The following is a 26,861-nucleotide window of genomic DNA, read 5'->3' as shown; positions in this document are numbered from 1 at the left end:
TGGGAACCAGGCGGTGGTGGACCTGGATGTGCCGGTCAATGTGACGGGGAACGCGGTCGGTGCGGTTGGTGGTGTGGCGGGCGCGGCGGCGCAGGACACTGCGGCCGCCGTCATCGAGACGCACGGCCACCACCACAAGCACCTCCGCGCCGAGGCGGGCGCGGAGCGCCAGCACCAGCTCGCCGGCCAGGACCTCCAGGCCAAGCAGGCGGTCGACGCCGCGGTGGACCGCGCCGAGCGCCTCGTGCGCGCGGTCGATGTGCCCGAGGTCCTGCCGCTGACGTCGCCCATCGTCGTGCACCAGATGGGTGCGGGGCAGGAGCGCCAGTACCAGTTGTCGGTCCGCGAGGCTGACCCGGTGCGTGCGGTGGAGTCGACGCTGGACCGCACCGAGCGGATCGTGCGCGACACCGAGCTCCCGCAGGTCACCCCGCTCACGTCGCCGATCACCGTGCACCAGATGGGTGCGGGGCAGGAGCGCCAGCACCAGTTGTCGGTCCGCGAGGCCGATCCGGTGCGTGCGGTGGAGTCGACGCTGGACCGCACCGAGCGGATCGTGCGCGACACCGAGCTCCCGCAGGTCACCCCGCTGACCGAGCCCGTCACCGTGCACCAGATGGGCTCCGGGTCGCCGGACCTGGTCGGCACCGCCAGCGAGCTCGCCCGGCCGCTGCAGGTGAACACCGACTCGGTCAAGGCGGGCCCGCTGCTCAAGCAGTCGGCGCCGGTGGACGGCGATCGCGTCCGGCATGGGAACCAGGCGGTGGTGGACCTGGATGTGCCGGTCAATGTGACGGGGAACGCGGTCGGTGCGGTTGGTGGTGTGGCGGGCGCGGCGGCGCAGGACACCGCGGCCGCCGTCATCGAGACCGGAGGCACCGGCCGCACGCCGCTGCGGAACGGCTCCGACGACGACCGGGTGTCCCCGCTGCCGGAGCCGGTCATGACCGTCCCGTTCGTCGACGAGCTCCCCGGCAGCACCACGGAGGGAGAGCCGACGCCCCCCGCGGAGCTGTCCGGGGTCCCCCGGCTGACCGGCGACCCCCTGGAGTTCCTGGGCCTGGGCGGGCTGAGCGTGGGCCCGCTCGGGTAGCCCGGCCCTTTCGAGACATCCCGTGCCGCGCGGAACGGGCCGGACCCGCTCCCGTCCGACCGGCGACACGGTGATCGCGCGAGAACGGATCTGAACGAGGGTTCCGACCCTCCGTCTCCAGCGGTGGACCGGCGGAGGCGAAGGACCCCGAACGGACCGTGGCGGCCGCCACCGACGTCCCTTCCCGTGTTCAGCGGTGGACCGACGGGGACGGGCCGACGTGCCGGCCGCGGCGCGAGCGAGGCGAGTCCCTCCGGAGCAATCCGGAGGGACTCGCCGCTTGTGCTGGTGGCGGGGCACGCCGCGACCCGTCCCCTGCGGAGACCGGGTCGGCGGCCACCGGAACCGGAGGGTGAGTCGCGGACGGTACGGGCCCCGTATTCACGATGTGAGCGAATTCACGCGATGCGGATCTGGCGGATGATCTTGCGGCGTAGTGTCACCCGGCGGCTGCCGTCCGGGTACAGGCGTACCCGGGCGAGCTCCCACCGGCCGTACTCGGCGTGGTCGGTCAGTGCCTGCCGCGTGGCGTTTCGCGACGTGCCGCGCGGGAAGCGGAGTTCCTGGTACTCATACTCAAGCATTGCGCTTATTCTGCGACTGCCGAGGGGTGTTGTGCCATAGCGTTCACCCGCGAGAGGCGAGCGCCGCGGTTCTGCGAGGGGAGAGGGGAGCCGCCTCGGAGCCCGCGGCCACCGGACGAAGGCGGTGAGGTCGCGGCACCGACTCGGGCAGCGAAGCGGGGAGGCGTCGGTTACCGTCAGTGGCGGGGAAGCCAATGGCTCCGCGATCCGCGGAACGACCGCGAAGACGACGCAAGGCTAGACGTAGGGGAAGAGCGTGCCACCCAAGAAGGGCAGCGCCGGTAAGAACGGCTCACAGGAGACCGGGCGCAACGGAGGCAACCGCCTCGTTATCGTCGAGTCGCCCGCCAAGGCGAAGACGATCGCCGGCTACCTCGGCCGCGGGTACGTCGTGGAGTCCAGCATCGGCCACATCCGGGACCTGCCCACCAAGGCCGCGGAGATCCCGGCGCGCTTCAAGGGCGAGCCGTGGGCCCGCCTCGGCGTGAACGTCGACCGGGACTTCGAGCCGCTCTACGTCGTCAACTCCGACAAGAAGTCCCACGTCAAGAAGTTGAAGGACTTGCTCTCCGAGGCCGACGAGCTCTACCTCGCCACGGATGAGGACCGCGAGGGCGAGGCCATCGCCTGGCACCTGCGCGAGGAGCTGAACCCGCAGATCCCGGTCCGGCGCATGGTCTTCAACGAGATCACCAAGGACGCCATCCAGCGGGCCGCCCAGAACACCCGCGACCTCAACCTGCGGCTCGTGGACGCCCAGGAGACCCGGCGCATCCTCGACCGGCTGTACGGCTACGAGGTGTCGCCGGTGCTGTGGAAGAAGGTCATGCCCAAGCTCTCGGCGGGCCGCGTGCAGTCGGTCGCGACCCGCCTGGTGGTGGAGCGGGAGCGCGAGCGCATCGCGTTCACCGCCGCCGAGTACTGGGACCTCCGGGCCGTCTTCGACACTCTCGACGCGGGATCCGGCGACGACCCCGCGAGCTTCGCCGCGACCCTGGTCGCGGTGGACGGCGCCCGGGTGGCCCAGGGCCGCGACTTCACCTCCGAGGGCCGGCTGCGCTCAGCCAAGGGCGTGCTGCACCTGGACGAGGAGGCGGCGCGCGGGCTGGCCGCCCGGCTCGGCGGCGCCGACTTCGCGGTGCGTGCCGTGGAGCGCAAGCCGTACCGGCGGGCTCCCTACGCCCCCTTCCGGACCACCACGCTGCAGCAGGAGGCGTCGCGCAAGCTCGGCTTCTCCGCCAAGCAGACCATGCAGGTGGCGCAGCGGCTGTACGAGAACGGCTTCATCACCTACATGCGCACCGACAGCACCACGCTGTCGGAGAGCGCCATCGCCGCCGCCCGCGACCAGGCCGTGCGGCTGTACGGCGGCGCCTACGTACCGGACCGGCCGCGGGTGTACGCCAGCAAGGTGAAGAACGCCCAGGAGGCGCACGAGGCGATCCGGCCGGCCGGCGACAGGTTCCGCACCCCCGCCGAGACCGGCCTGAGCGGTGGGGAGTTCCGGCTCTACGAGCTCATCTGGAAGCGCACGGTCGCCTCGCAGATGAAGGACGCCGTCGGAGAGTCCGTGACCGTGCGGGTCTCCGGTACCTCCAGCGCCGGCGAGCAGGTGGAGTTCACCGCCAGCGGCAAGATCATCACCTTCCACGGGTTCCTCAAGGCCTACGTCGAGGGGGCCGACGACCCGGAGGCCGAGCTCGACGACCGCGAGCGCCGGCTGCCGCCGGTGGACGAGGGCGACGCGCTGAAGGCCGAGGGCATCGAGGCCGAGGGGCACAGCACCCGCCCGCCGGCGCGCTACACCGAGGCCACGCTGGTCAAGGAGCTGGAGGACCGCGAGATCGGCCGGCCCTCGACCTACGCCTCGATCATCGGGACCATCCTGGACCGCGGCTACGTGTTCAAGAAGGGCTCGGCGCTGGTGCCGTCCTTCCTGGCGTTCGCGGTGGTGCAGCTCCTGGAGCGGCACTTCGGCAACCTGGTGGACTACGACTTCACCGCCCGCATGGAGGACATGCTCGACGACATCGCGCGCGGCGACGCCGAGCGCGTGCCCTGGCTGCGCCGGTTCTACTTCGGCGACGCGGACGAGACCGGGCTGCGGGAGCTGGTGGGCGACCACCTCGCCGACATCGACCCCAAGGAGATCAGCTCCTTCCAGCTGCCCAACAGCGACATCATGCTGCGGGTTGGGCGCTACGGCCCCTACATGGAGCGCGGCGGCCAGCGGGTGAACGTGCCCGAGGACCTCGCGCCCGACGAGCTGACCGCGGAGAAGGCCGAGGAGCTGTTCGCCCAGCCCAGCGGCGACCGCGAGCTGGGCACCGACCCCGAGACCGGTCACCGGATCGTCGCCAAGACGGGACGGTTCGGCCCCTACGTCACCGAGATCCTGCCGGAACCGGCGGAGGAGGCCGAGGCGGAGGGGAAGAGCCGCGCCAAGAGCAGGTCGAAGGCGGCGCCCAAGCCGCGGACCGGCTCGCTGCTGAAGTCCATGAGCCTGGAGACGGTCACCCTGGAGGACGCGCTGCGGCTGCTCTCGCTGCCGCGGGTGGTCGGGGAGATCGACGGCGAGGAGGTCACCGCGCAGAACGGCAAGTTCGGCCCCTACCTGCGCAAGGGCACGGACAGCCGCTCGCTGGAGACCGAGGAGCAGATCTTCACCGTCACCGTCGACGAGGCCCGCGAGCTGTTCGCGAAGCCGAAGCAGCGCGGCCGGCGCGCCGCGGCCGCGGCACCGCTGCGCGAGCTCGGCGAGGACCCCGCGAGCGGCAAGCCCATGGTGATCAAGGACGGCCGGTTCGGCCCGTACGTGACCGACGGCGAGACCAACGCCTCGCTGCGCAAGGGCGACGAGGTCGAGTCCATCAGCGTGGAGCGCGCCGCGGAGCTGCTCGCCGAGCGCCGTGCCAAGGCGCCGGCGAAGAAGGCGACCGCGAAGAAGACCACGACCACCCGCAAGAAGACCGCGGCGAAGAAGAGCAAGGGGTAGGTCGGCGCCCGTCGGCGGCCGGTCCGGCGCCGCGTCGGGCCGGGCCGGCTGTCCGGCGGACGAGCCTCAGCGCCCGCCTCAGCCGGGTCGCGCCGTGCGGCCGGGGCCGGATGCCGAGAGGCGGGGCGCGGCCGTCGCCGCGGGCGGTGCGCCGATGGGTGCCTTCTCCGGGGTGGCCTGGCGCAGAGCGGTCTCCGTGCGGCCGGTGGCGGCCGCTTGCGGATACGGCGGTGCCGGACCCGGTCCGCGTGGGCACCTCTCCGCTGGCTCCCGCCCGGCAGCGCGCTGGGCGGGGATACCGCGTTGGCGCGCATGCGGAGGACCGGCGCCCGCCTGCCCGACCTGGCCGGGCGCGGAGCGGGATGGACCCCCAGCGGATGGGGCGGAGGCCGGCGGGCGCGCCGGGCCGCCGCCGACCGGGGACGGTCCGCGGGGATGAGGCGAGGCGCGGCGGGTGTGGCGGCCGCTGGTACCGCGACCGGGGAGCGCGCAGCGGCGGCCAGGGCCCGACACAGCCACCGGGGACGGCCGTGCGTGCCGTGTCCGCGGCCGGTCCGGGGTCCGCGGCTGCCACGGCGCGGCGCGCGCCCGGCTCCCTCGGGCGGTGCTCCGGCGCGGTCGCGCGGAAGCTGGGGCGGCGCGATTTTTCCGCGGAAACCTGTGGGGCGGATCACGTTTGAGATTACGCTGGTGAGCACGCAGCCGACCAGTGCCGTGTGCAGACCGTCATCGATAGCGCCTGCCCGAAAGCGTGGTTAGGGCCCGAACCGTCGCTACTCTTTTCGCCATGAGCAGATCTGGACCTCCTGGACCACCCGGACCCCTTGGGGCGCCGAGCGAGGCGCGCAACGTTCTGGCGATCAAACCCTTCCGCCAGCTGTGGGTCTCGCTCTCGCTGTCCAGTCTCGGCGACTGGCTCAGCCTGCTCGCGCTAATGTCGCTGGCCGCCATCCTCACCGAGGACAGCTCCCGGCTCGTGCAGTACTTCGCCGTCAGCGGCGTGGTGCTGCTCAAGCTCCTTCCCTCGCTGCTGCTCAGCCCGTTCGCCGGCGTGCTGGCGGACCGCTTCGACCGCCGGCTCATCCTGGTCGTCGGCGACATCGTGCGCGGTCTCCTCTACATCTCCATCCCGATCGTCGGGCGGCTCGACTGGCTGCTGATCGCCAACTTCCTGGCCGAGTGCGTGGCGCTGTTCTGGGCGCCGGCCAAGGACGCGACGGTCCCCAACCTGGTGCCGAGGAAGAAGCTGGAACAGGCCAACCAGCTCAGTCTGCTCACCACCTACGGCTCGGCGCCGGTGGCCGCCCTCATCTTCGCGGTGCTCGCCGCCTTCAGCTCCGTACTGGGCGGGCTGTTCCCGTCGCTCGGCTCGCCCGAGGCCGACGTCGCGCTGTACATCAACGGTGTCACCTTCTTCGTCGCCGCCGCGGTGATCTGGCGGCTGCCGATCCCGAAGAAGAACATCGAGGTGGCGGCCGAGCCGTCCGTGCTGCGCACCATCTGGGAGGGGCTCCGCTTCGCCGGGACCACGCCCATGGTGCGGGGGCTGCTGCTCGGCATGCTGGGCGCCTTCGCGGCGGGCGGCGCGGTCATCGGGGTCGGCCGGGTGTTCGTGTCGGGGCTGGGCGGGGGCAACGCCGGGTTCGGCGTCATGTTCGGCGCCGTGTTCGCGGGTATGGCGGTCGGCATGTTCGCGGGCCCGCGCATCCTGCGCACCGTCGAGCGGCGCCGGCTGTTCGGACTGGGCATCGGGCTCTCGGGCGCGGCGCTGCTCCTCGTCGGACTCATCCCCAACATGGTGCTGGCCGCGCTGCTGACCGCCGTGGTCGGTGCCGGCGCGGGCATCGCGTGGGTGATCGGGCTGACCATGCTCGGCAACGAGGTCGAGGACGACATCCGCGGCCGCACCTTCGCGTTCCTGCACGCCGCCGCGCGCGTCGTGCTCATGGGCTCGGTCGCGGTGGCGCCCCTCCTGGCCGGCCTCGTGCCCGAGCGGACGCTGCGGGTCCGGGAGCTGAGCTACGAATTCACCGGCGCGGGCGTGGTTCTCGTGCTCGCCGCGCTGCTCGCGGTGCTGGTCGCCGTGATCTCCTACCGGCAGATGAACCGGGGCACCGAGGGCTCGCTGCTCGCCGAGCTGGCGGCCGTCGTCCGGGGCGCGCCGCCCGCGGACGCCCAGGAGGCCGAGCGGCTGCCCGGCACCTTCATCGTGCTGGAGGGCGGCGAGGGGGCCGGGAAGTCCACCCAGGTTCGCCAGCTCGCCATCTGGCTGCGCGAGGAGGGCTTCGACGTGGTGACCACGCGGGAGCCCGGCGCGACCAAGCTCGGCATGCGGCTGCGCGCGCTGCTGCTGGACCGGGAGCACACCGGGATGTCGCCGCGCGCCGAGGCGCTGCTGTACGCGGCGGACCGGGCCGAGCACGTCAACGCGGTGATCCGCCCGGCGCTGCAGCGCGGCGCGATCGTCATCAGCGACCGCTACGTCGACTCCACGCTCGCCTACCAGGGGGCCGGCCGGGAGCTCGCCGAGTCCGACATCGCGCACGTCAGCACGTGGGCCACCGGAGGGCTCGTCCCCGACCTCACGGTGCTGCTCGACCTGCCGCCGGACGCGGGCATCGGCCGCCTCGGCCGTCCGGCCGACCGGCTGGAGTCGGAGCCGCTGGAGTTCCACGCCAAGGTCCGCGAGGGCTTCCGGGCCCTGGCCGACCGCGAGCCGGAGCGCTACCTGGTGCTGGACGCCCAGCTCCCGCCGGAGGACGTGACGAAGGCGATCCAGCGCCGGGTCCGCCCGATCCTGCCGGACCCGGTGCCGGATGACGCCGAGGAGATGACCGGGATCATGCCTGTCATCAAGGACTGACATCGCCGGGCGGCCGAGTGGCCGCGGGCCGAGCGGACGCGGGTGCCGCCGGGGGACCGAGCCCCGGCAGCATCCGCGTCCGGCGTTCCGGGGCGGACCGCTCCCGGCCGTCCTCCCCGCGCCAGCCGTGTGCGGGTGCGGACGGAGCGCGGCGCGGTCAGCGCCACGGTGCCAGGTGCGACGTCGGATCATCGCCCGGCGCGGTGTCCCGGCTCACCAGGGCGAACCGGGCGTCGAAGCCGAAGGGCCGGTCGAACGCCAGCACGGTCACCGCGGCGCCGGCCACGTCGAGGGCCGCGCCCACGCGGTAGTGCGCCTCCCAGGTCTCGTCCTGCGGCCTGTCGCCGGTCAGCCGCGGCCGCGCGTCGGCTGGGGAGCGCGGAGCGGGGGGCGGCTGGCCGGCCGGGGCGGGCGCTCCCGGCCACCGCAGCTCCAGCAGGCGCAGCACGCGCAGCCGCAGCCGGCCCGGCGCGGGGGTCGACCACCCGAAGCGGTCGACGCTGCTGGAGTACACGTTCGCCAGCTCGTACCACCCGGTTCCGTCCGGCAGGAAGCCGATCGTGCCCGCCTCCATCGCCCCCTGCTCCAGGGACGCCGAACTCCACCGGCCGACCAGCCCGTCGTCGCGCATGGCCAGGAGTCTGCCACGGCGGCCCCGGCGCGGGCCTTCGCCGACGTGCCCGGGTCGCGGCGCGTCGCGGCCGGATTCCGGCACGGCCGAGGGCCGGCCGGGCGCATCACTCCGGAGGCGTCCGCGCCGCCTCCTATGCTGAAGGGCGATGAGCGTCTTCGACGACCTGGTGGGCCAGGACACGGTGATCGAGCAGCTGCGCTCGGCCGCGCGGGCGGCTGACGGGCTGCTCGCCGGCGGGACCGGTGCGGGCATGACGCACGCGTGGCTGTTCACCGGCCCTCCGGGGTCGGGGCGGGCCGTCGCGGCGCGCGCCTTCGCCGCCGCGCTGCAGTGCGCGCACGGCGGCTGCGGGCACTGCGACTCCTGCCACCAGGTCCTCACCGGGACGCACGCCGACGTGCTGTACGTGCGGCCCACCGGCCTGAGCTTCGGAGTGGAGCGGACCCGCGACCTCGTGCTGCGGGCCGCGTCCAGCCCCACGGGCGGCCGGTTCCGCGTCGTGCTGTTCGAGGACGCCGACCGCGCCACCGAGGCGGCCTCCAACGCGCTGCTCAAGGCGGTGGAGGAGCCGTCGCCGCGCACGGTCTGGCTGCTGTGCACGCCCACCGCCGAGGATCTGCTGGTCACCATCCGGTCGCGCTGCCGGCTCGTGCTCATGCGCACCCCGGGCACGCCCGCGGTCGTCGACGCCCTGGTCCGGCGCGACGGCGTCGATCCTGGACTCGCCGGGGCGGTGGCCCGGGCCGCCGCGGGAGACGTCGAGCGTGCCCGCCGGCTGGCCGCCGATCCCGAGGCGCGCGAGCGGCGGCGCGAGGTGCTGTCCATGCCCGCCCGGCTCGACGGCTTGGGCGCGTGCGTCTCGGCCGCGGCGCGGCTGTACGAGCTGGCCGAGGCAGAGGCGAAGCAGACCACCGCGGCGCTCGACGAGCAGGAGAAGGCGGACATGCGCGCGGCGTTCGGCGAGGGGGCCACGGGCAAGGGGGTGGCCAAGGCCGTCCGCGGCGCCGCCGGCGCGCTCAAGGAACTGGAGGAGCGGCAGAAGCGCCGGGCCACCCGCATCAAGCGCGACACCTACGACGTCGCGCTCATGGACCTGGCGGCCTTCTACCGCGACGTGCTCGCGGTCCAGCTCGGCGCCCAGGTGCAGCGCAGCACGGAGAGCCACGACGAGGACGTCCGCCGGGTGGCGGGCAGCAGCACCCCGGAGGCCACGCTGCGCCGGGTCGACGCCATCATGCGCTGCCGGGAGCGCATCGCCGCCAACGTGCACCCGCAGATCGCCATCGAGGCCATGACGGCCGCACTCTACCTGGGGTGATCCGGGTCGGCGGCCCAGCCGCCGCGGGGCGGTGGGCGGTCGGCGTGTCCCGAGGTTTATCTTTACGTCAAGACGAATCGGGCGGTCGGAGGCGCGCATGACCTGGGATCCGGACCTGTACGCGCGGTACGACTCCCACCGGGCCCGGCCGTTCCTCGACCTCGTCTCCCGGGTGCACGCCGACGATCCGCGGACCGTGGTGGACCTCGGCTGCGGGACGGGTGCGCTGACCGAGTCCCTGGCCCGGCGCTGGCCGCGCGCCCGGGTGGAGGGCATCGACTCCTCGCCGGAGATGGTCCGCCGAGCCGTCGCCCCGCCGGACGGCACGCGGTTGCGGGTGCGGCTCGGCGACGTCCGCGAGTGGCGGGCCGCGGGCACCGACGTCGTGGTGAGCAACGCCGCGCTGCAGTGGGTCCCCGAGCACCGCGGCCTGCTGCGCCGGTGGGCCGCCGAACTCGCCCCCGGCGCCTGGCTGGCCTGGCAGGTGCCCGGCAACTTCGGCGCCCCGTCGCACGTGCTGCTGCGCGACCTCGCCGGATCCGCGCGCTGGTCGCGCCGGCTGGCGGGAGCCCCGCTGGGGGCCGGCACGGTGGACGACCCCGCGGGCTACGCGGCCCTGCTGCTGGAGGCCGGCTGCGACGCCGACGTCTGGGAGACCACCTACCTGCACCGGCTGGAGGGGCCCGACCCGGTCCTGCACTGGGTCCGCGCCACCGCGCTGCGCCCGGTCCTGGCCGTCCTCGGCGCGGAGGAGGCGCGCGCCTTCGAGGCCGAGTACGCGGCCCTGCTGCGCGACGCCTACCCGCCCGGCCCGCACGGGACGCTGTTCCCGTTCCGGCGGATCTTCTGCGTGGGGCGCCGCGGCTGACGCTGGGCGGACCGTCCGGCGGGGCGATCGGCGGCCAATCCCGCGTCTCCCCGGACCGGCGGCTTAGTCAGACGGCCGCCGCGATCTAGGGTGACCCCGTGGGCATGATGATGGCGGTCAGCTTCGAACGGTACGGGCGGCTCTACTACCTCGACCCCGGCGGCCTCACCCCCAGAGTGGGCGACAAGGTCCTGGTCCCCACCGACGACGGACCCGAGGTCGCGGAGTGCGTGTGGGCGCCGCAGTGGGCGAGCGAGGACGTCGAGGGGCTGCCCGTCTGCGCGGGCATCGCGACCCGTGCCGACGTCGCCCGCGACGAGCGCAACCGGCGGCGCCGGGCCGAGGCCCGCGCCGAGGCCAAGCGCCTGGTCCGGGCGCACGAGCTGCCGATGAAGGTGGTCGGCATCGACTACGTCTCGGCCGGCAACCGGTTCGTCGTCTACTTCTCCGCACCCCGCCGCGTGGACTTCCGGGACCTGGTGCGCGATCTCGCCCGCGCGCTGGACGCCCGGGTGGAGCTCCGCCAGGTCGGCGCGCGCGACGAGGCCCGCCTCCAGGGCGGGATCGGGCCGTGCGGGCGCGACCTGTGCTGCGCCACGTTCCTCAAGGACTTCGAGCCGGTGTCGGTCCGCATGGCGAAGGAACAGGGCCTGGGCCTCAATCCCCTGCGGATCGCGGGCGCCTGTGGCAGGCTCATGTGCTGCCTGAAGTACGAGCATCCGCTCTACCAGGAGTTCCGGGCGAGTACCCCGCCCCGGGGCAGCCGGGTGGGCACCCCCGAGGGCGACGGCGTGGTGGTCGGCCACAACGTCCCCGCCGGAAAGGTCGTGGTACGGCTCAACGACGGCGGCCGGCGCTGCGCCTGCGACCGCGCCGCCGTCTGCGGCCCCCGGCAGGCCTACGAGCGCGCCCACCCGGGCGGCGGCCGCCCGGGTGAGGACGGCAGTACTGGCACCGAGGTCGAGAGCGGGACTGAGTGAACCGAACAGGATGGCTGGCCTGCGCCACCGCGATGACGATGCTGGCGGCCGGCTGTGGCCGCTCCGGCGACCCCGACCCGGTCCCCGGGCCGCTCGCCGACTTCTACGAGCAGGAGGTGTCGTGGCGGAGCTGTGAGCGGGGCGCGTTCGAGTGCGCCACCATCGCGGTTCCGCTCGACTACGACGAGCCGGACGGTGAACGGCTGGACATCGCCGTGATGCGCCTGCCGGCCTCCGGAGCGGACCGCATCGGCTCGCTCGTGATCAACCCCGGCGGGCCGGGCGGCTCCGGGCTGGACTACGCGCGCGCGGCGGGCCGGGTCATCAGCGACCAGATCCGGGAGCGGTTCGACATCGTCGGCTTCGATCCGCGCGGCGTCGGCAAGAGCGACCCGCTGCACTGCCTGGACCGGCCCGACCTGGACGACTACCTCGGCGGCGGCCGCCAGAGCGAGGCGGGCGCGGACCCGGCCGACCTCACCCCGGACGAGGTGGACGAGCTCGCGGAGGACAACGAGGAGTTCGCCGAGGCGTGCGAGCGGCGCTCCGGGAACCTGCTGGAGCACGTCCGCACGGAGAACGTCGCCCGCGACATGGACGTGCTGCGGGCCGTGCTCGGCGACGAGAAGCTCACCTACCTCGGCAAGTCCTACGGCACCTTCATCGGCGCCATGTACGCCCAGCAGTTCCCCGAGCGGGTCCGCGCCGTGGTCCTGGACGGGGCGCTGGACCCGTCGCTGAACGGGCTGGAGATGAGCGTGCAGCAGGCGAGAGGCTTCCACACCGCCCTGCGGGCGTTCGTCGCCGACTGCCTGGAGCGCTCGGACTGCCCGCTGTCCGACGGGGCCGGCAGCACCGTGGACGAGGGCGTCGAACGGCTCAGCGAGCTGCTCGACCGCGCCGGCGAGCAGCCGCTGCGCAGCACGCTCGGCGACGGGCGCGAGGTCACCCGGGCGCGGGTCCAGATGGGGCTGCTCGCCGCGCTGTACAGCGACGCGTACTGGCCCGAGGTGCGTTCGGCGCTGAACGACGCGTTCGAGGACGGGGACGGCACCGGGCTGCTCCGGCTCGGCGACCGCCTCTACGGCCGCGAGGGACGGAACTACGAGAACATGACGGCGGCGCTCGTCTCGGTGAACTGCGCCGACCACGAGAGCCCGCGGGATATCGGCACCTACCAGGCGGCCGCGGAGCAGGCGGCGGAGGACTCGCCGATCTTCGGGCCGTCGCTGGCGTGGAGCGCGCTTCCGTGCGCGTTCTGGCCCGAGCACGCGGTGGCCCCGACGATGCAGATCACCGCGGCCGGCGCGCCTCCGATCCTGGTCGTCGGCACCACCCGCGACTCGGCGACGCCGTACGAGTGGTCGAAGAGCCTGGCCCGCCAGCTGGAATCGGGTGTGCTGCTGACCCGCGACGGCGACGGCCACACCGGCTACCGGATGGGCAACGCGTGCGTCGACCAGGCCGTCGACACCTACCTGCTGCGTGCGGAGCCGCCGCGGAACGGGACCGTCTGCCAGGCCGCGTGAGTGCGGCGGCCGCGGTGGCGCGGCCGCGCGACGAGGGACCGGCCCCGACCTCCGCGGTCGGGGCCGGCCGTCCGTTCCGCACGCCGGAGGCCGTCCACCGCGGCCGGGCCGCGCCGTGCGTCGCCCCCGGCGTCCGGGTGGTCTCGATTCCGCATAGCGCCCGTGTCATCACTGGATCGCGGCCGTGACCTGCGGGAAGGTCCCCGCGGGGGTGGTGGTATGCGGCGGATCGACGGCGCTTCGCCATCGGTGCGGCCGGAGGCGGGCGGCACCGGGGGCGGTGGGGGTGCGCGGACCGGTGACGAGGGCGGCCGGCCGGCCGGGGAGCGGCCGGCCGGGCCCGGTGGTCCGGTGCCCGGTCCGGGCGGGTCCGCGGCGGTCTGCCCGGAGCTCGCCGCCACCGCCGTACTCGACCGGCTGCGCGAGCGGGAGTACCGGTATCTCGACGCGGACGGGCACGTCTACCTCGACTACGCGGGCGCGGGGCTGGCCGCCCGGAGCCAGCTGCGCAGCCACGTCCGGCGCCTCGACGGCGCCTGCTTCGGCAACCCGCACACCGGCAGCCCCACGTCCGCGGCCTCCTCGGAGCTGGTCGAGGGCACCCGCGCCGCGGTGCTGACCTACTTCAACGCCCCGCCGGACGAGTACACCGTCGTCTTCACGGCGAACGCCACGGCGGCGTGCCGGCTGGTGGGGGAGGCGTACCCGTTCCGCCCCGGCCGGCGGTTCGTACAGCTGCTGGACAACCACAACTCGGTGCTCGGCATCCGCGAGTTCGCCCGCGCCGGCGGGGCGGCCATCGAGACGGTCGGCCTGACCGGGCCGGAGCTGCGCGGCGACGAGGACGGGCTGCACGCGGTCCTGCGCCGCTCGGCGGCGCGGCTCCGGCTGCCCCGCCGCGGTGCGGCGGGCGGCCGGTCCGGGCTGTTCGGCTACCCGGCGCAGAGCAACTTCACCGGTGTGCGGCACCCGCTGGAGTGGGTGGACCTCGCCCACGAGTACGGGTTCGACGTGCTGCTGGACGCCGCCGGCTACGTACCGACCGAGCTGCTGGACCTGTCGCGGGTCAAGCCGGACTTCGTCCCGGTCAGCTGGTACAAGCTGTTCGGCTACCCCACCGGCCTCGGCTGCCTGGTGGCGCGGAGGGAGGCGCTGGCCCGCCTGGAGCGGCCGTGGTTCGCCGGCGGCACCGTCCAGGCGGCCAGCGTGCTGGGCGACTGGTACCACCTGGCGGCGGCGGAGGCGGCCTTCGAGGACGGGACGCTGAACTTCCTCTCGATCCCCGACATCACGGTCGGGCTGGACTGGCTCACCGGGATCGGGATGGAGGTGGTCGGTACGCGGGTACGGTGCCTCACCGGCCGGCTGCTGGACCGGCTGACCGCGCTGCGGCACTCGACCGGGGTCCCGCTGGTGCGCGTCTACGGCCCGACGGACACGGCCGGCCGCGGCGGCACGGTGGCGTTCAACTTCCTCGATCCGGGCGGCGCCGTGGTCGACGAGCGCGCCGTGGCCCGCGACGCCGCCGCGCACCGGATCTCGCTGCGCACCGGCTGCTTCTGCAACCCGGGCGCCGGCGAGGCGGCCTTCAACCTGGACCGGTCCGGTCTGGCGGCCGCCTCGGCGCGCGGCCTCGACGACGTCGACGCCTACCTGGACCACCTGCGCCTGCCCTCGGGCGGCGCGGTCCGGGTGTCGGTCGGCCTGGCCTCGAACCTGGCCGACATCACCCGTTTCCTGGAGTTCGCGGCGGACACCTACCTCGACCGCGACCCCAGCGAGGCGGGACTGCGGCCCCGCGAACGCTGCTGACCCCGCCCGGCCGGAACCGCTCCGGCTGAGCCCCTCGCGGCCGGACATGCCGGGTACGGAGGGCTCGCGGGACACGCTAAACTGGTGACCGCCTCGTGAGAGCGAGGCGTTTCGCCGCCTTAGCTCAGTCGGCCAGAGCGACGCACTCGTAATGCGTAGGTCGTCGGTTCGATTCCGACAGGCGGCTCAGGTGACGGCCAGGTCATATCGCCTATGACCTGGCCTTCTTATTGGTTCGAGACTCGTCGCGTCACCCGCCTGGGCTTTCCGTGAGCGGAGCGGCTCGTAGCACTACTTCTCGCACTTCTTCTGCGTGGTCAGATGCTCACCGTGTGTCACTTGGTAGCCGGTGCCCCTGGACGCGCTTGGAAAATACCGCTGTGGCTACCGCGCGAACTCGGTCGCGCTCCGCGAGTGAGATCACGACGTGTGTTCTCTCCGCGCACGGGTGCGTCCCCATCAACCGCTGCTTGAACCGGACAACTGGCCCGTGATCGCGTTGATCACTCAACCGCCTTTTCCAGGGGGTCGTCTACTTGCTCCTCAGACGCTTGCTGAGGGATGCCCTCGATCACCTCCGTGCCGCGGTAGTAGCGCCACGCGCTCTTGTACTTGGTCGGTGCTTCCTCGTACATGAGCGCGTAGCCCATGAGTGCGGTGATCTGCCATGTTGGCGGGGTCGCGGCTGATATCAACCGGAAGACGGCGTCCGCGCTTGGTTCCGCCCACGGCACCGTGATGGTCGTCCGTTTGTGGTCCGGCGCTGACGCGTACCGGAAGTTGTATGGCAACCCGGCCTTCACGGCGCGCAGTAGGGCGTGGAGCGTCGTCTCGCCTGCGGTCAGTCCCCTGACCGGACGATCCAGGTCGATGGGGTAGAGCGCGTCGAAGTGGTCGCGCTTCAAGACGGTGTGGTCGCGCTGCCGGCCCGGGTCCTTGTTGCCGAAACCGCCGTTGTTCCAGGGGATGTTCCCGCGGCCCTTGTGGTGACTGATCAGGAGCTGTTCCGGGGCGAGGGCCGAGAAGTCCTCAGCGACGTATAGGCAGGAGAAGCTCAGCTCCCCGAGGGTGATGTTGCGGCGCCCGGAGATCTTCTTGAGGTGCTCCCGCAACCGCGCGGGCAGGGTCTTGTCGGCCTTGCCCACGTAGACGAACGCTCCATTGAGATAGAGCTGATAGACACCTGGACGTTCCTCCAGCTGATTGATGTGCTCCTCCGAGAGGGGGGCGGGTGTTAGTTCCGCTAGTCCTACGGCGAGTTGGTCCCTCAGCGCCTTGGTGATGCTCAGCGTGAAGGTTCGGTGGAACGCCGCCCACTCCGCGGAGCCAGGTGTCGCCGTCATGTTCTCGCCGCTCCCACTACCCGTGATCCTTGGCCGAACGATAGCGACACTACGGTCCCGTGCGACACATGTCTCACTGAGACGGTTTCGCGAACAAAAACTCCGCGGTATGGTTTTCTCCGTACTGAGCTGCGAGGAGTATGAATCATGGAACGAACGTCGGTGGAACTGTTCGCCGGTGGAGGGGGGCTGGTTCAGGCCAGCACGAACGCTGGCTTTCGTCATCTCCTGCTTAACGAGTTCGCTCCGTGGGCCTGCAAGACGCTTGAGGAGAATGATTTCGAGAGGTACGAGGAGGGCGAGCGCCCCCCTGTGCCCGAGCCTGGTGAGAAGCCCCCTCTTGTCGCCGGGGACGTGCGCAAACTTGAGATGGAGTACCTGAGGGAGTGGGGGGTCGACCTGCTCGCTGGCGGTCCACCATGCCAACCCTTCAGTCTGGGGGGAATCGCGAAGGGAGACGAGGATCAGCGCAACATGTTTCCCGAGATGTTCCGTGCTGTCCGGGAGATTCAGCCCAAGGCTGTCGTCTGCGAGAACGTTCGAGGACTGCTGCGTCCCTCCTTCGCGCCGTACTTCGAGTACATCCGGCGCGAGCTGATGCTGCCGTTCGTGGAACGGAAGGAGGGGGCGTCGTGGCAGGAACACGATCGAGCCCTCGGAGAGCGACTTGACGCGGGAGATGTTGATCCCTCGAGGCGTTACGAAGTCCTGAAGGTGGCCGTGAACGCGGCCGATTACGGCGTGCCTCAGGTGCGTAACCGAGTACTCCTCGTGGCTTTTCGAGCGGACCTCGGCGTCGACATGGACGCCTTCGCGCAAGCGGTCCGCCCCACGCACTCCGAGGATCTGCTGATCCGTGCTCTACGGAACGGTTCGTATTGGGAGGACCACCCGGCCGTAGAGCGCCACGTGAGGGACCGCGTGCTGGCGCGCTACAAGGACGCGCCCCCCCTCGACGAGCTTCCCCTTGAGGACGACCCTCGCGTGTCTCGATGGCTCACGCTGCGGGATGCCCTCGTGGGACTCCCCCCAATCGATCGCGCGAAGCTCGACAAGAAGTCCGAGCAAGGGGGAATACCCGACCACGTTGGCTGGCCAGGCGCGCGGATCTACGACGGTCACACACCAAACGAGCTCGACAAGCCCGCGAAGACGGTGAAGGCCGGAGTGCACGGAGTGCCTGGCGGCGAGTCCGTCATGCTCCTCGACGACCGGGAGGAGAACCCGGACGCTCCCGGCGAGTTGCGCTATGTGTACCGGTACATGACGGTCAGGGAGACGGCCAGGGTCATGACTTTTGGCGATAAGTGGCAGCTGCGTGGGCCACGTGGCGAGCGGATGAGGCAGCTCGGAAACGCCGTCCCCGTGCGTTTGGGAGAGGTCTTCGCCAAGGCGGTGGCTGGAGCCCTGGATAAGGCGGAATCCCGGTCATGACCGACGCTGGGCATGCCCGGCAGAGTGGGTGGAAGGATCAGGCGCCGTCCACGCGAGCGTGGAAGGGGCGCGCTGGCCGCGGCAGGGACGCTCTGGCGGCCGAACAAGACCGTGCGGCCGGAGGACGACAGGGCAGATATGTCCCGCTCAGCGAGGAGCGGTATGCCCTCGCCTCGGTCGAGTTGAAGGTACTGCCTAGGACTCGTCGCATCCGCGCGTACCTACGTTGGTCGGACAAAGGGAGGACGTCTGTCCGCTACCTAGGCCAGGTCGACAAGGACACGAGGGCCGCCAACCTCATTGCGGGTTGGGAGATAGCGAAGGCCAAGGAACTCGTCGGCCCTCGCCCCGCCCCCGACAGTTCCTGGGCATCGTCGGACGCTGTTCGATCAGTGATGCGTGGCAACCGCGGCAGGGACACGAAGCCAGAGCTCCGCCTTCGCTCGCTCATTCATCGCCAGGGACTGCGGTACCGGGTGGGGGTGCGCCCTCTCCCCGAACTGCGACGTACCGCGGATCTCGTCTTTACGAGAGCCCGTGTGGCCGTGTTCGTGGACGGATGTTTCTGGCACGGTTGTCCGGCCCACCTCAGGCCAGCGAGCCGTAACTCGGAGTTCTGGCGCGAAAAGATCGAAGCCAACAGGGCACGCGATGAGGAGACAGACCGGATCCTCACCGAGGCGGGCTGGAAGGTGGTGAGGGTCTGGGAGCACGAGGACCTTGGAGAGGCCGCACTACGCGTCGCGGAGTTCGTGCGCGAGGCGAGCTGAGGGCTACGAGCTTTCGCCGTGAAGGTGGTCGTCGGGGCGTCGGCGGCGCTCGTGAGACGATTCAACCCTCGCCGTCACCGAAGGCCATCAGCGCGTCGCCGACGTTTAGGTCGGCTTCGGCGCGGGCCCGCATGAGGAGCTCCTCGTGGCCCGTACAACGACACGGTTACCTCAACTGGTTCTCAAATCAATGACCAAGTGTGTCATCGAGTCATGGGTGTGTGATGGAACGTTAATCGTGCCGTACGAGCGGAGGGAATCGTGGATCGGTGAGCGTTTGTTAGACCTCGCCACTATGATCGGCGCGCTGCACGCCACTGCGTTACCGTCTAGTGATGATCAGTCATGAGGGCCCGTGACTACGGACGACGGCCGAGTTCTCGGTCTTCCTTCGACTGAGCGGTTGGCCAAGGTCATCTGTGATGCCTTCGAACGCCACCGCTAGAACCGAGGATCCGAAACGACCGGCGTGAGGAGAAGGCTGCCAGTCTATGGGGAGAGCTGGGTTGCCAGCCGGGCACGACACTCCTGACCTGGTATATCCGGGATCAGTTCCTTGGAGTCCGCCACCATTGTCGGGGTTCCGTTCTACTCTTTCTATCACCTGACGACCATCGAAGGTCTCACCCAAGTGTCGCGCGTCGGTACGTTGGGCATGTGGGTTCACCACCCTGGTAGGAGGAGTAAGACTTGAAGATCACTCCATCGGCGCGGATCCTGCGCATGTTGGGCGAGATCGAGTTCGATCCATGGCAATGCGTCGCCGAACTCATCGACAACTCGTTTGACGATTTCACGGAGATCATCCGCTCCGGGGATCCATGGGCGGGCGGCTACAAGGTGAGCGTCACACTCCCGAGTCAGACCGTGCGCTCTTCCGAGGCTCAGGTCGTCATCACCGACACAGGGCGTGGCATGAGCTACGAGACGTTGGAGCGTGCCGTGAGTGCCGGGTGGTCCAGTAACGACCGCTTCGACAAGCTCGGGCTCTTCGGTATGGGATTCAACGTCGCCACAGCCCGGCTCGGGCGACGTACTCGCGTCCTGACCACACGTCCCGGAGACGCTGAGTGGATCGGTGTGGAGATCGACCTCGACCGTATCGGGGACGACTTCGAGGCGGACGACGTCACGGAGCCCAAGGCCGACCCCAACGATCACGGCACCAAGATCGAGATCAGCCGCCTCCACGGGGAGAGAGCCGATTGGCTCCGTCGTAACGCGCCGGGCCTTCGCGCGACGCTGGGACGTACCTACGCATGGATCCTCGACAATCACCCCTTTGAGCTGTGGGTTCAGGGTCAGAGGGTACGGCCTCGTCGGCACTGCCGGTGGGGCGACGACCGCTATGTCACGTACGGCAGCGGAGCCCGAGCGGAGAGGATCCCCGCCTACATTGAGATCGATCAAAAGTACGAGGACGCGGAAGCGTGCCAAGACTGCGGCAACTGGCAGAATCCGGGCCTCGGTAAGTGTGGTCAGTGCGAAAGCGAGTCCCTGACTCCGCGGGAGCGTCGCATCCATGGCTGGCTGGGTGTGCAGAGGCATCTCGACAAGCGTGAGTTCGGGATCGACTTCTTGAGGAACGGGCGTAAGATCCTCCAGTGGGACAAGCGATTGTTCGATTGGCAGAACCCGAACGACCCCACTGGAGCTGTTGACACCGAGTATCCGATCGAGTTGGCTAACCAAGGCGGTCGCCTCATCGGTGAAATCCATTTAGATCATGTGCCGGTGACGTATCAAAAGAACGCGTTCGAATACAGTGATCGGAGTTGGCGAGGTGCCGTTGAGTACTTGAGGGGGCAAGGTCCGCTTCAGCCGGAAAAGGCGAAGCGGGCCGGCTACCCAGAGAACGACAGCCATCTTGGCCTGCTCTATAAGGCGTATAGGAGGAACACGGCGGGGGCCCGTTGCCTAATCCCTGGTGACGGAAAGGGGCCGATCCATGAGGAGACTCGACGCTGGGCTCAACGCTTCCATGCGGGTGACCCTGAATACCAGAGCGATCAGCGTTGGTGGGATGCGGTTGAGTATCACGAGGAACAGAGCAAGCGCTCGAAGCTTGATACCGCGCAGCGCGGCACTCCCACAGACCCCAACGAAGACGCGGTACTTGAAGCTCTGGGGGTGAGGACTAGGAACGATTCCCCTTCTCCAACTGACGCGGACATGTCGTTCACGACGGAGCTCGCTACCGAGGCGAAGAAGAAAAGAGAGGTCAAGGGTGAGAGAAAGGAGACCTTTCAGGAACGAATTGATCGCTACCGACTGGACTCCGTAAGCATCCCGGACCTCTCTCGTGACTTCGGCTTGCCGACGTTGGGATTCCTCAGTGTGGACGCACGCCGCATGACCGCGATTCGAGTTAAAGACGAGGATGATCGGCCCACCCCCGTCCTTTTAGTACAGGACCAGGGTGGAAAAGCCACTGCCTTCGTCGACCCTGCGCATGAGGTCTTCTTCAAGCTCGGGGCGGACGTGTCTGATCTCCTCCTGCTGGAGATCGCTGCCGCGCTGAAGGTAAAGGCCGCCAGCGGGCTCAGCCACTCGGAACTGGTCGCGGAATTGCGGGCCGAGTGCCTGCCTGACACTGCCCTGGACGCTGAGAGGATCGCCGCCGAGGCACGAGAGCTCCTAGTCGTGGTGCGTGAGCGGATGGCCTCATGTGTGGACGAGGATCCTGAGAGGGCGTACCAGTTCTTGTCCCCGGACGAACTCACCGCCACGGAGAACGAGATGATCGCACTCGGGCTCGTCACTCACACGGAGAAGTTGGGTTCTACTAGTGAGTTCATCCTGCACGCCCCCTCACTGTTCCTTGTCAAGCTGCTCGAGGCGTGGCCGGAGGCGTTCATGGACGGAAAGGCGTTCGGTGGCGCTTTCTCCACGGTCAGTTCACCCTCCGCTCGACGCATCAGTTTGGCGACGGTCGTCGGATATCTCAACGATGTCGCCACGCTGGCCAGCTTCACCACCAAGCACCCTCTTCGGTTGCAGCGCACACGCCTAAGCGTCAGGTTGCTCGCGGACGAGCTAGCGGAGGGAGCGTGACTGGGGGCTTCCTTTCGGCGGAAAACCTACTCAGGGGAGGCCCGCAAGGGCTTCCTCACGCTGTTGAGCGGGCGCTGTGGCACCTCGGGTTCACGGATGTACGGATCGTGGATGGCGCTGGCGACGCTGGCGCCGATCTGCTCGCGGTGAGGAATCACGAGCAATGGGTCTTCCAGTGCAAGTGGTCTAGCCGTGGCCCGGTGGGCCGTGACGGGGTCGATGACCTGGAGCGCGCGCGAACTCGCTACCGGGCGGACAAAGCCATCCTCGTGACCAACACGAGTCTGAACCGTACGGCGGAGTCCCGACGACAAGCACTCGCGTCGATCGGCATCAAGATCACGGTCTGGGACGGCCCCACGCTCGCGAACATTTGGGAGCGGATGCCGTCCCGGGTGGCGAGCGCGTACGAACTCAGGCCCTACCAGCGTGAGGCCGCCGACAAGATCGAAGCGGACCTCGGCGCCAATGGACGCGCGCTTCTCGTCCTAGCCACTGGCCTTGGTAAAACCGTTGTCGGGGGGGAGACAATCGCTCGTTTCCTCACCAAGCACCCTGGCTCAGCCGTCTTGGTCGTCGCGCACATGAAGGATCTCGTGGAGCAGCTCGAGCGTGCGCTGTGGCACCACCTCGACAAGGACGTTCCAACGCGTCTTCTGACGGGCGAGACGAAGCCGATCTCCTACGACGGAGTCCTGGTGGGCACGGTCGAATCCGTCCTGGGCGCGGTGAGGTCCGGATGGTCGCCGAAACTTGTGATGGTCGACGAGACTCATCACGTTGGCGAGCAGGGACGGTTTGCGGAACTGCTGGATCTGTGCGGTGATGCCGTGAAGCTGGGAGTGACGGCAACCCCCTGGCGCGGGGATAAATTCGACATCACCGCGCGTTTCGGTCCCGCAAGTTTCTCGATGGGAATCGCGGAAGGTATGGCCGCCGGGTATCTGTCGGCGGTCGACTACCGACTCTTCGTAGACAATATTGATTGGGAGACGGTCAAGCGCGAGAGCGAGCACGGCTACTCGATCAAGGACCTCAATCGCAAGCTGTTCCTCCCTCAACGAGATGATGAGATCATCGAGCACCTCCGCCTCGTGTGGCGTGAGACGAAAGATCCAAGGGCCATCCTATTCTGCCAGACGATCGAACACGCGGAGCACGTGGCCCAGCTTCTCACTCGAGCTGACCAGTCATGGCGAAACGCGTCGTTCTTGCACAGTGGGCTAACTCGCCAGCGCCGTCAGATCCTATTGAATGAGTTTCGACTTGGGCGCGTTCCTATCATCACCTGTGTCGACGTTTTCAATGAGGGGGTAGACGTACCCGATGTGAACCTGATCGGGTTCCTGCGCGTCACCCACAGTCGTAGGATCTTCGTTCAGCAAATTGGGCGAGGGCTGCGTCTCAGTCCAGGTAAGGAGTCACTCAAGGTTCTTGACTTCGTGACGGATATTCGGCGTGTAGCCGCCGCTTTAGACCTGAAGCGCGCACTCGACGCCGCAGAGACAGAGGAACTGCGGATTCCTCAGTCCGCGCATTCGAGAATCGAGTTCAGTGATGAGACCGCTGGCGGCCTCTTGGACCACTGGATCGAGGACGCAGCGAGCCTGGAGACGGCCGCTGACGAAGTGCGACTGCAGTTTCCGTCCCAAGGAGGGATCGAGTAAGGATGGGAATGCCCGCTGAACTCGAGATGGAGATCGTCAAGCTGCTCTACAACGAGGCGGAGGAGGTTGGTTGGACCTACCTTCCCGACTCCGAACGGACAGCTTCCTACAACCGATGGGCCGATGACCCGCGGATTGGCGGGCGGATGTCCTTGTTCCTTAAAACAGCTCAGGAAAGGCGTGTTTGGATTAAGGACGGTCCGATGAAGGAGTACGCCCGCGCCATCTACGGTGTCGGGAAATTCGCACCACTCGTCGCGAACCCTGGCTCCGCCGTCAATACCCTGGTGAGGAAAGCCCTCGGACCTGATTGGGAACCAGACCTGTCGACTCAGGAAATCAAACCCCTGCGTGTACTGGCTTATGCCGGGGAAGAGGTCACGTACTTCACCTGGGGGCCAGCGAGAGACCTGAAACACCTGGTGTGGGCCGCCCTTCGGGCGCAGGCGAATGGAGACGCGACTCCGTGGACTCTCTGTGTTGTCACCTCCTTCGTCAAGGCTCTCCCGCGAGAGGAGAGGGACGAGCATCTGCGCATAGGTGAGCGCTGTGGACTGAGGGTCGAGCACGTAGTGGGCGAGTGATGGTCGGCGGAGATCCGAAGGCCGTCGAGACGAAGCCCTCTGACTGGATCACTACCGTTTGGAAATCGCTCGACGAGCGATCCCAGGACATGCTGATTCGACGGGGGCGGGGCCAAATGTTGGAAGAGATCGGAGATGCCTACGGTGTGACCCGCGAACGCGCCCGTCAGGTGATCCAGGCGCGAGAGAGAGACCTGGCAGGGTGGGCTGATCAGTTCCAGAGTGGGTGGCGGGAGCAGGTGCTCCAGCGCTTGGCTGCGGAATCGATTGTGTCCGATGCGGCCCTCGGGGAGATTCTCCTGGACTCCGAGGGTACGGTTCGTCGCGCCCTGCTACGGCAGCTCGGCCTTAAAGAGTCGCGTACCTGGGCGGGCCGCGTAGAGGGCGTCTGGTCCAAGACCCAAACATCCCTTGACGAGCTCATGAAGCGCCTCGTCTCACAGGCGCCGTTCCGTGCGGACGAGCTCGTGGAGCGAGCGATCGCTATCGGCATCCCGGACACCGTCCCTGTCGAGACGCTTGTCAGCCATTGGAAGAGCCCCCTCGTCCGGGGTGCTGGGGGGCACTGGCTGCGGAGAGTGGCGAAGAACTGCGACGCCGCGTACCTGTGGCTGGAGGATGTGGGAGAAGCTCGCCGAGCAGAGTACATTAGCGAAGCGATCGAGGCGAGCGGGCCAAGGGCTCTCAGTGAGGCCCTGCGAAGGGACGATCGCTTTCGCCAGATCCGCCCGGAAGGTACATGGGCTTTAGCCGACTGGCCGTTGTCACAACAGGCCGGCACTCACACGAATGCCCTGGACGTGATGGTGCAAATACTTCGTGACTCCGGCCCGATGACGAAGCGGGAGCTGTTCGCGCGGGTCATCAAGGAGTATCCGGTTGGGTACGCGCGATTGCGTCAGTGCCTTATCAGTGATCGGCTCGGGCTAACTTCCGATGGCCTTCTTGGCCTTGCGGAGGACGGCGCGAAAGCGATGGAGGAGAGCGAGCCGCGGCAACCCTCGAGCATCGTCGTGGATGACTCTGGTCAGGTCTTAGGGATACGGCTGCCCGTCGACAAGAACGTGTGGCGAGGCAGCGGAATCATCGTCCACCCTTGGCTGACCTGGCGGCTGGGATTGCGGTTGGCTCCGATGTCCCGCTCATTCGACCTCACTGATGGGTCAGGTGACCTGGTCGTGCGCCGTAGTACTAGTGCCGCTCAGCTATCGAGCTTGAGGTCTCAGGTTCAGGCCGTGGGGATGGTGGAAGGGTGCGACATGGTCGTGCTCATTCGCCTTGATACTGAGACAGCCACTGTTCGGCATGCCTGCGACCCTGATAACTGCTCAAGCGAGCTGGGTCGCGAACGACCATAGGGGCGAAGTGATGCGGAAGCAGCCCAAGCTTGATCCCCGACACTGCGTGAGTGCCCATCACCGCGTGAGCGGACGGTGCCGTACACGTTGGACATCGTCATGAGCGAGTGAGAGGTCGATAAGTCTCTGACCTGCTAGAATAAGGTCGAGAGTGGCTCCCGAGTCCCCCCGCGATCCCGTCAGTTCCCTTATCGCGCGTAGGTCGTCGGTTCACTTCCGACAAGCGGAGCAGGTGAGAGGCGTAGGTAGGGGTCGCGGGCTGGCACTATCGCTGCGGTCCCGCCTTGGGGCGGCTGGTCTCGGCGGATTCTGAGCCTCTACGTGTCGGTGGCCGTGGACTTGGCCGGGGGCGCGGCGAGGGCTGAGACCATAGTGATGGCGGGGATCAGCAAGCCTGCGGCCAGCAGGACGACCACCCAGATCTTCAGGGTGCGGTCGCTGCGGCGGAGGAACAGCGGCGGCATGACGAGGCCGATGAGGCCGTAGGTGTCCAGGATGTCGCCCTGCCACAGCACGAGGGCGTGCACCGCCGAAGGCCAGCATCCACAGGTGTCGCGTGCGGGCACCGTCGGCCATCGGCTCCGCTCCCGGCCGTGGGGTGGCGTCACCGTTCTGCCGTGACGTCCGCCGGAAGCCATGACGCCGTGTCACTGGTGGGCGCGGCCGGGTGGAAGCAGACTGGGGGGCACCTCTGGCGCCTGACCGCGGAGAGCGTCCCTATGGAGAGGCGGCCCTCGCCCATGTCCGAAGTGACCGTTGTGCCGGCGGCCCGTACGGGGTTCTTCCGCCGCGGCCCGGGCCGCCTCCGCCGCGACGCGGGGGAGCCCGCGCTGGACGGCCGCTGGTGGCGGCTGCGGCCGCGATGCGGGAAGGAGCGCGTATGACGGCCGCGCAGGCCGAGGAGACACAGGGCCAGATCCGCAGACTCAGCCGTGACATCGTGGCCGGCGCGCTCTCCGTCATCGGGGCCCTGCTGGTGACGATCGGCGCCGGCTCCTGGTGGGACGCGCTCCTCATGGGGGCGGGCCTGGCCACGGCCCTGGTGGTCGTCAACCTGTGGACCGTGGGCCGATTCCCCCGCGTCGCGCTTCCCGGCCTGGTCGCCACCGCGGCCGTGTGGGTCGTCGGTGTGCTGGCGGCGGACTCCCCGGTGCCGTCCTACGGTTTCGCCATCGTCGCCACCATCATCGTCCTTGAGCTGCCGCGCCACCGCCGGGCGGCGATCGCGGGGATCGCCGCCTTCACGGTCGCCGTGGTCGCGGTGAAACTGACGGTGGCGCGGGAGGACGTGGTCGACGTCCTGGTCCGGCACGTCCTCGTCGCGCTGTGCATCGTGGCGGGCGGAGTCATCCTCACCATGCTCGTCTACGCGGTCCACGGCCTCATGGGTGAGTTGGAGCGGGCACGGGAGCGGGAGGCGGAGATGGCCGTCATGCGGGAGCGGGTGCGTTTCGCCGGCGACCTGCACGATATCCAGGGCCACACCCTCCATGTCGTGAAACTGAAGACCGCGCTGGCCCGGAAGCTGCTGCACAGCGACATCGAACAGGTGGACCGGGAGCTGCACGAGGTGCACGCCCTGGTCGGCGACACCATCTCCCGCACCCGGGAGCTCGCCTACGCGCAGCGGCGGCTCAACCTGTCCGCGGAGCTGGAGAACGCCAAGAACCTCTTCGAGGCCGCGGGCATCCGCGTGCACCTCGACCGCGAGGCCGAGGTCGACGCCCACGCCGGCGAACTGCTCGGCCAGGTCCTGCGGGAGACGACGACCAACATCCTGCGCCATGCCGACGCCGAGCAGGTGCGGATCACCCTCTCGGAGACCGGTATCTCCGTCGACAACGACGGGGTGCGTGAGGCGCAGGCTCCCAGGCTCAGCGGACTCGCCACGCTTCGGGAGCGGCTGGCGGCGCAGGGCGGCGAACTCACCGTGGAACAGCGCCACGGCCGGTTCCTGACCGCGGCAACGCTCCCC

At 69.3% G+C, this 26,861-nt stretch carries 18 protein-coding genes, 1 tRNA gene and 1 pseudogene; 16 read left to right on the top strand and 4 right to left on the bottom strand.

Going from position 1 to position 26,861, the window contains the following annotated elements; all coding sequences use genetic code 11:
- Positions 1-1,093: pseudogene (locus DEF28_RS28460) on the top strand (hypothetical protein); the annotation flags it as partial.
- 398 nt (positions 1,094-1,491) lie between these two features.
- Here the strand turns inward: DEF28_RS28460 and DEF28_RS15605 are convergent.
- Positions 1,492-1,677, bottom strand: coding sequence for a DUF5703 family protein (locus tag DEF28_RS15605; protein ID WP_114398058.1), 186 nt, complete (start codon positions 1,675-1,677; stop codon positions 1,492-1,494).
- A gap of 256 nt (positions 1,678-1,933) precedes the next feature.
- Between DEF28_RS15605 and topA the strand changes: the two genes are divergently transcribed.
- Both topA and tmk read left to right on the top strand, forming a co-directional pair.
- Complete coding sequence (topA, locus tag DEF28_RS15600) at positions 1,934-4,672, top strand: type I DNA topoisomerase (RefSeq protein ID WP_114398057.1); 2,739 nt, start codon at positions 1,934-1,936, stop codon at positions 4,670-4,672.
- 787 nt (positions 4,673-5,459) lie between these two features.
- On the top strand, positions 5,460-7,535 hold the full coding sequence (tmk, locus tag DEF28_RS15595) for a dTMP kinase (protein ID WP_114398056.1): 2,076 nt from the start codon (positions 5,460-5,462) through the stop codon (positions 7,533-7,535).
- Between the two features lie 157 nt (positions 7,536-7,692).
- Here tmk and DEF28_RS15590 read toward each other — a convergent pair whose 3' ends face one another.
- Entirely contained in the window at positions 7,693-8,166 is a 474-nt protein-coding gene (locus DEF28_RS15590; protein WP_114398055.1) for a hypothetical protein, read from the bottom strand.
- A gap of 148 nt (positions 8,167-8,314) precedes the next feature.
- Between DEF28_RS15590 and DEF28_RS15585 the strand changes: the two genes are divergently transcribed.
- The 6 genes from DEF28_RS15585 to DEF28_RS15560 all read left to right on the top strand — a co-directional run bounded on the left by DEF28_RS15585 (position 8,315) and on the right by DEF28_RS15560 (position 14,863).
- Positions 8,315-9,487 carry a DNA polymerase III subunit delta' gene (locus tag DEF28_RS15585; RefSeq protein WP_114398054.1) on the top strand — a complete coding sequence of 391 codons (1,173 nt, stop codon included), beginning with the start codon at positions 8,315-8,317 and terminating at the stop codon, positions 9,485-9,487.
- A gap of 97 nt (positions 9,488-9,584) precedes the next feature.
- On the top strand, positions 9,585-10,355 hold the full coding sequence (locus DEF28_RS15580) for a trans-aconitate 2-methyltransferase (protein WP_114398053.1): 771 nt from the start codon (positions 9,585-9,587) through the stop codon (positions 10,353-10,355).
- Between the two features lie 104 nt (positions 10,356-10,459).
- Positions 10,460-11,335, top strand: a complete 876-nt coding sequence (locus DEF28_RS15575) for a PSP1 domain-containing protein (RefSeq protein ID WP_114398068.1) — start codon at positions 10,460-10,462, stop codon at positions 11,333-11,335.
- 38 nt (positions 11,336-11,373) lie between these two features.
- Positions 11,374-12,864, top strand: a complete 1,491-nt coding sequence (locus tag DEF28_RS15570) for an alpha/beta hydrolase (RefSeq protein ID WP_233515324.1) — start codon at positions 11,374-11,376, stop codon at positions 12,862-12,864.
- A gap of 219 nt (positions 12,865-13,083) precedes the next feature.
- Entirely contained in the window at positions 13,084-14,676 is a 1,593-nt protein-coding gene (locus DEF28_RS15565; protein ID WP_114398051.1) for an aminotransferase class V-fold PLP-dependent enzyme, read from the top strand.
- 113 nt (positions 14,677-14,789) lie between these two features.
- Positions 14,790-14,863 (top strand) — tRNA-Thr (locus tag DEF28_RS15560).
- Between the two features lie 316 nt (positions 14,864-15,179).
- On the opposite strand, the gene DEF28_RS15555 is transcribed toward DEF28_RS15560, so the two are convergent.
- Entirely contained in the window at positions 15,180-16,019 is an 840-nt protein-coding gene (locus DEF28_RS15555; RefSeq protein WP_114398050.1) for a GIY-YIG nuclease family protein, read from the bottom strand.
- Between the two features lie 147 nt (positions 16,020-16,166).
- Here DEF28_RS15555 and DEF28_RS15550 point away from each other — a divergent pair, with 147 nt between their 5' ends.
- From DEF28_RS15550 to DEF28_RS15525, 6 genes are all read left to right on the top strand, one after another.
- A complete protein-coding gene (locus tag DEF28_RS15550) occupies positions 16,167-17,453 on the top strand; it encodes a DNA cytosine methyltransferase (RefSeq protein ID WP_114398049.1) in 1,287 nt (428 codons plus the stop codon).
- Positions 17,450-18,223 (top strand): very short patch repair endonuclease, encoded by a 774-nt coding sequence (locus tag DEF28_RS28975; RefSeq protein ID WP_114398048.1) that lies wholly within the window; start codon positions 17,450-17,452, stop codon positions 18,221-18,223. The genes DEF28_RS15550 and DEF28_RS28975 overlap by 4 nt, the downstream gene beginning before the upstream one ends.
- Positions 18,224-18,913: 690 nt before the next feature.
- The gene (locus tag DEF28_RS15540) at positions 18,914-21,277 is read left to right on the top strand and encodes an ATP-binding protein (RefSeq protein ID WP_114398047.1); all 2,364 of its coding nucleotides are present in this window, start codon (positions 18,914-18,916) and stop codon (positions 21,275-21,277) included.
- Positions 21,274-22,944, top strand: a complete 1,671-nt coding sequence (locus DEF28_RS15535; RefSeq protein ID WP_114398046.1) for a DEAD/DEAH box helicase family protein — start codon at positions 21,274-21,276, stop codon at positions 22,942-22,944. Before DEF28_RS15540 ends, DEF28_RS15535 begins: the two co-directional genes overlap by 4 nt.
- An 8-nt stretch (positions 22,945-22,952) precedes the next feature.
- Complete coding sequence (locus DEF28_RS15530; RefSeq protein WP_147280128.1) at positions 22,953-23,528, top strand: hypothetical protein; 576 nt, start codon at positions 22,953-22,955, stop codon at positions 23,526-23,528.
- On the top strand, positions 23,525-24,886 hold the full coding sequence (locus tag DEF28_RS15525; RefSeq protein ID WP_114398044.1) for an RNA polymerase subunit sigma-70: 1,362 nt from the start codon (positions 23,525-23,527) through the stop codon (positions 24,884-24,886). Before DEF28_RS15530 ends, DEF28_RS15525 begins: the two co-directional genes overlap by 4 nt.
- Before the next feature lie 317 nt (positions 24,887-25,203).
- On the opposite strand, the gene DEF28_RS15520 is transcribed toward DEF28_RS15525, so the two are convergent.
- Positions 25,204-25,413, bottom strand: coding sequence for a hypothetical protein (locus tag DEF28_RS15520; protein WP_374058139.1), 210 nt, complete (start codon positions 25,411-25,413; stop codon positions 25,204-25,206).
- 353 nt (positions 25,414-25,766) lie between these two features.
- Between DEF28_RS15520 and DEF28_RS15510 the strand changes: the two genes are divergently transcribed.
- On the top strand, positions 25,767-26,861 hold a 1,095-nt coding region (locus DEF28_RS15510), incomplete at its 3' end, for a sensor histidine kinase (RefSeq protein WP_114446161.1).

This window comes from Marinitenerispora sediminis (assembly GCF_003336425.1).
GTDB lineage: Bacteria > Actinomycetota > Actinomycetes > Streptosporangiales > Streptosporangiaceae > Marinitenerispora > Marinitenerispora sediminis.
Note: the sequence above shows the minus strand (reverse complement) of the source record. Positions and strands in the feature narration are given on the sequence as shown.

Excerpts from the sequence above, each read along its gene's own strand:
- DEF28_RS15575 (WP_114398068.1), top strand. The coding sequence starts at position 10,460 with ATGATGATGGCGGTCAGCTTCGAACGGTACGGGCGGCTCTACTACCTC.
- DEF28_RS15550 (WP_114398049.1), top strand. The coding sequence starts at position 16,167 with ATGGAACGAACGTCGGTGGAACTGTTCGCCGGTGGAGGGGGGCTGGTT.
- DEF28_RS15570 (WP_233515324.1), top strand. The coding sequence starts at position 11,374 with ATGCTGGCGGCCGGCTGTGGCCGCTCCGGCGACCCCGACCCGGTCCCC.
- DEF28_RS15555 (WP_114398050.1), bottom strand. The coding sequence starts at position 16,019 with ATGACGGCGACACCTGGCTCCGCGGAGTGGGCGGCGTTCCACCGAACC.
- DEF28_RS15530 (WP_147280128.1), top strand. The coding sequence starts at position 22,953 with ATGCCCGCTGAACTCGAGATGGAGATCGTCAAGCTGCTCTACAACGAG.
- DEF28_RS15605 (WP_114398058.1), bottom strand. The coding sequence starts at position 1,677 with ATGCTTGAGTATGAGTACCAGGAACTCCGCTTCCCGCGCGGCACGTCG.
- DEF28_RS15565 (WP_114398051.1), top strand. The coding sequence starts at position 13,084 with ATGCGGCGGATCGACGGCGCTTCGCCATCGGTGCGGCCGGAGGCGGGC.
- DEF28_RS28975 (WP_114398048.1), top strand. The coding sequence starts at position 17,450 with ATGACCGACGCTGGGCATGCCCGGCAGAGTGGGTGGAAGGATCAGGCG.
- DEF28_RS15585 (WP_114398054.1), top strand. The coding sequence starts at position 8,315 with ATGAGCGTCTTCGACGACCTGGTGGGCCAGGACACGGTGATCGAGCAG.
- tmk (WP_114398056.1), top strand. The coding sequence starts at position 5,460 with ATGAGCAGATCTGGACCTCCTGGACCACCCGGACCCCTTGGGGCGCCG.
- DEF28_RS15580 (WP_114398053.1), top strand. The coding sequence starts at position 9,585 with ATGACCTGGGATCCGGACCTGTACGCGCGGTACGACTCCCACCGGGCC.
- DEF28_RS15590 (WP_114398055.1), bottom strand. The coding sequence starts at position 8,166 with ATGCGCGACGACGGGCTGGTCGGCCGGTGGAGTTCGGCGTCCCTGGAG.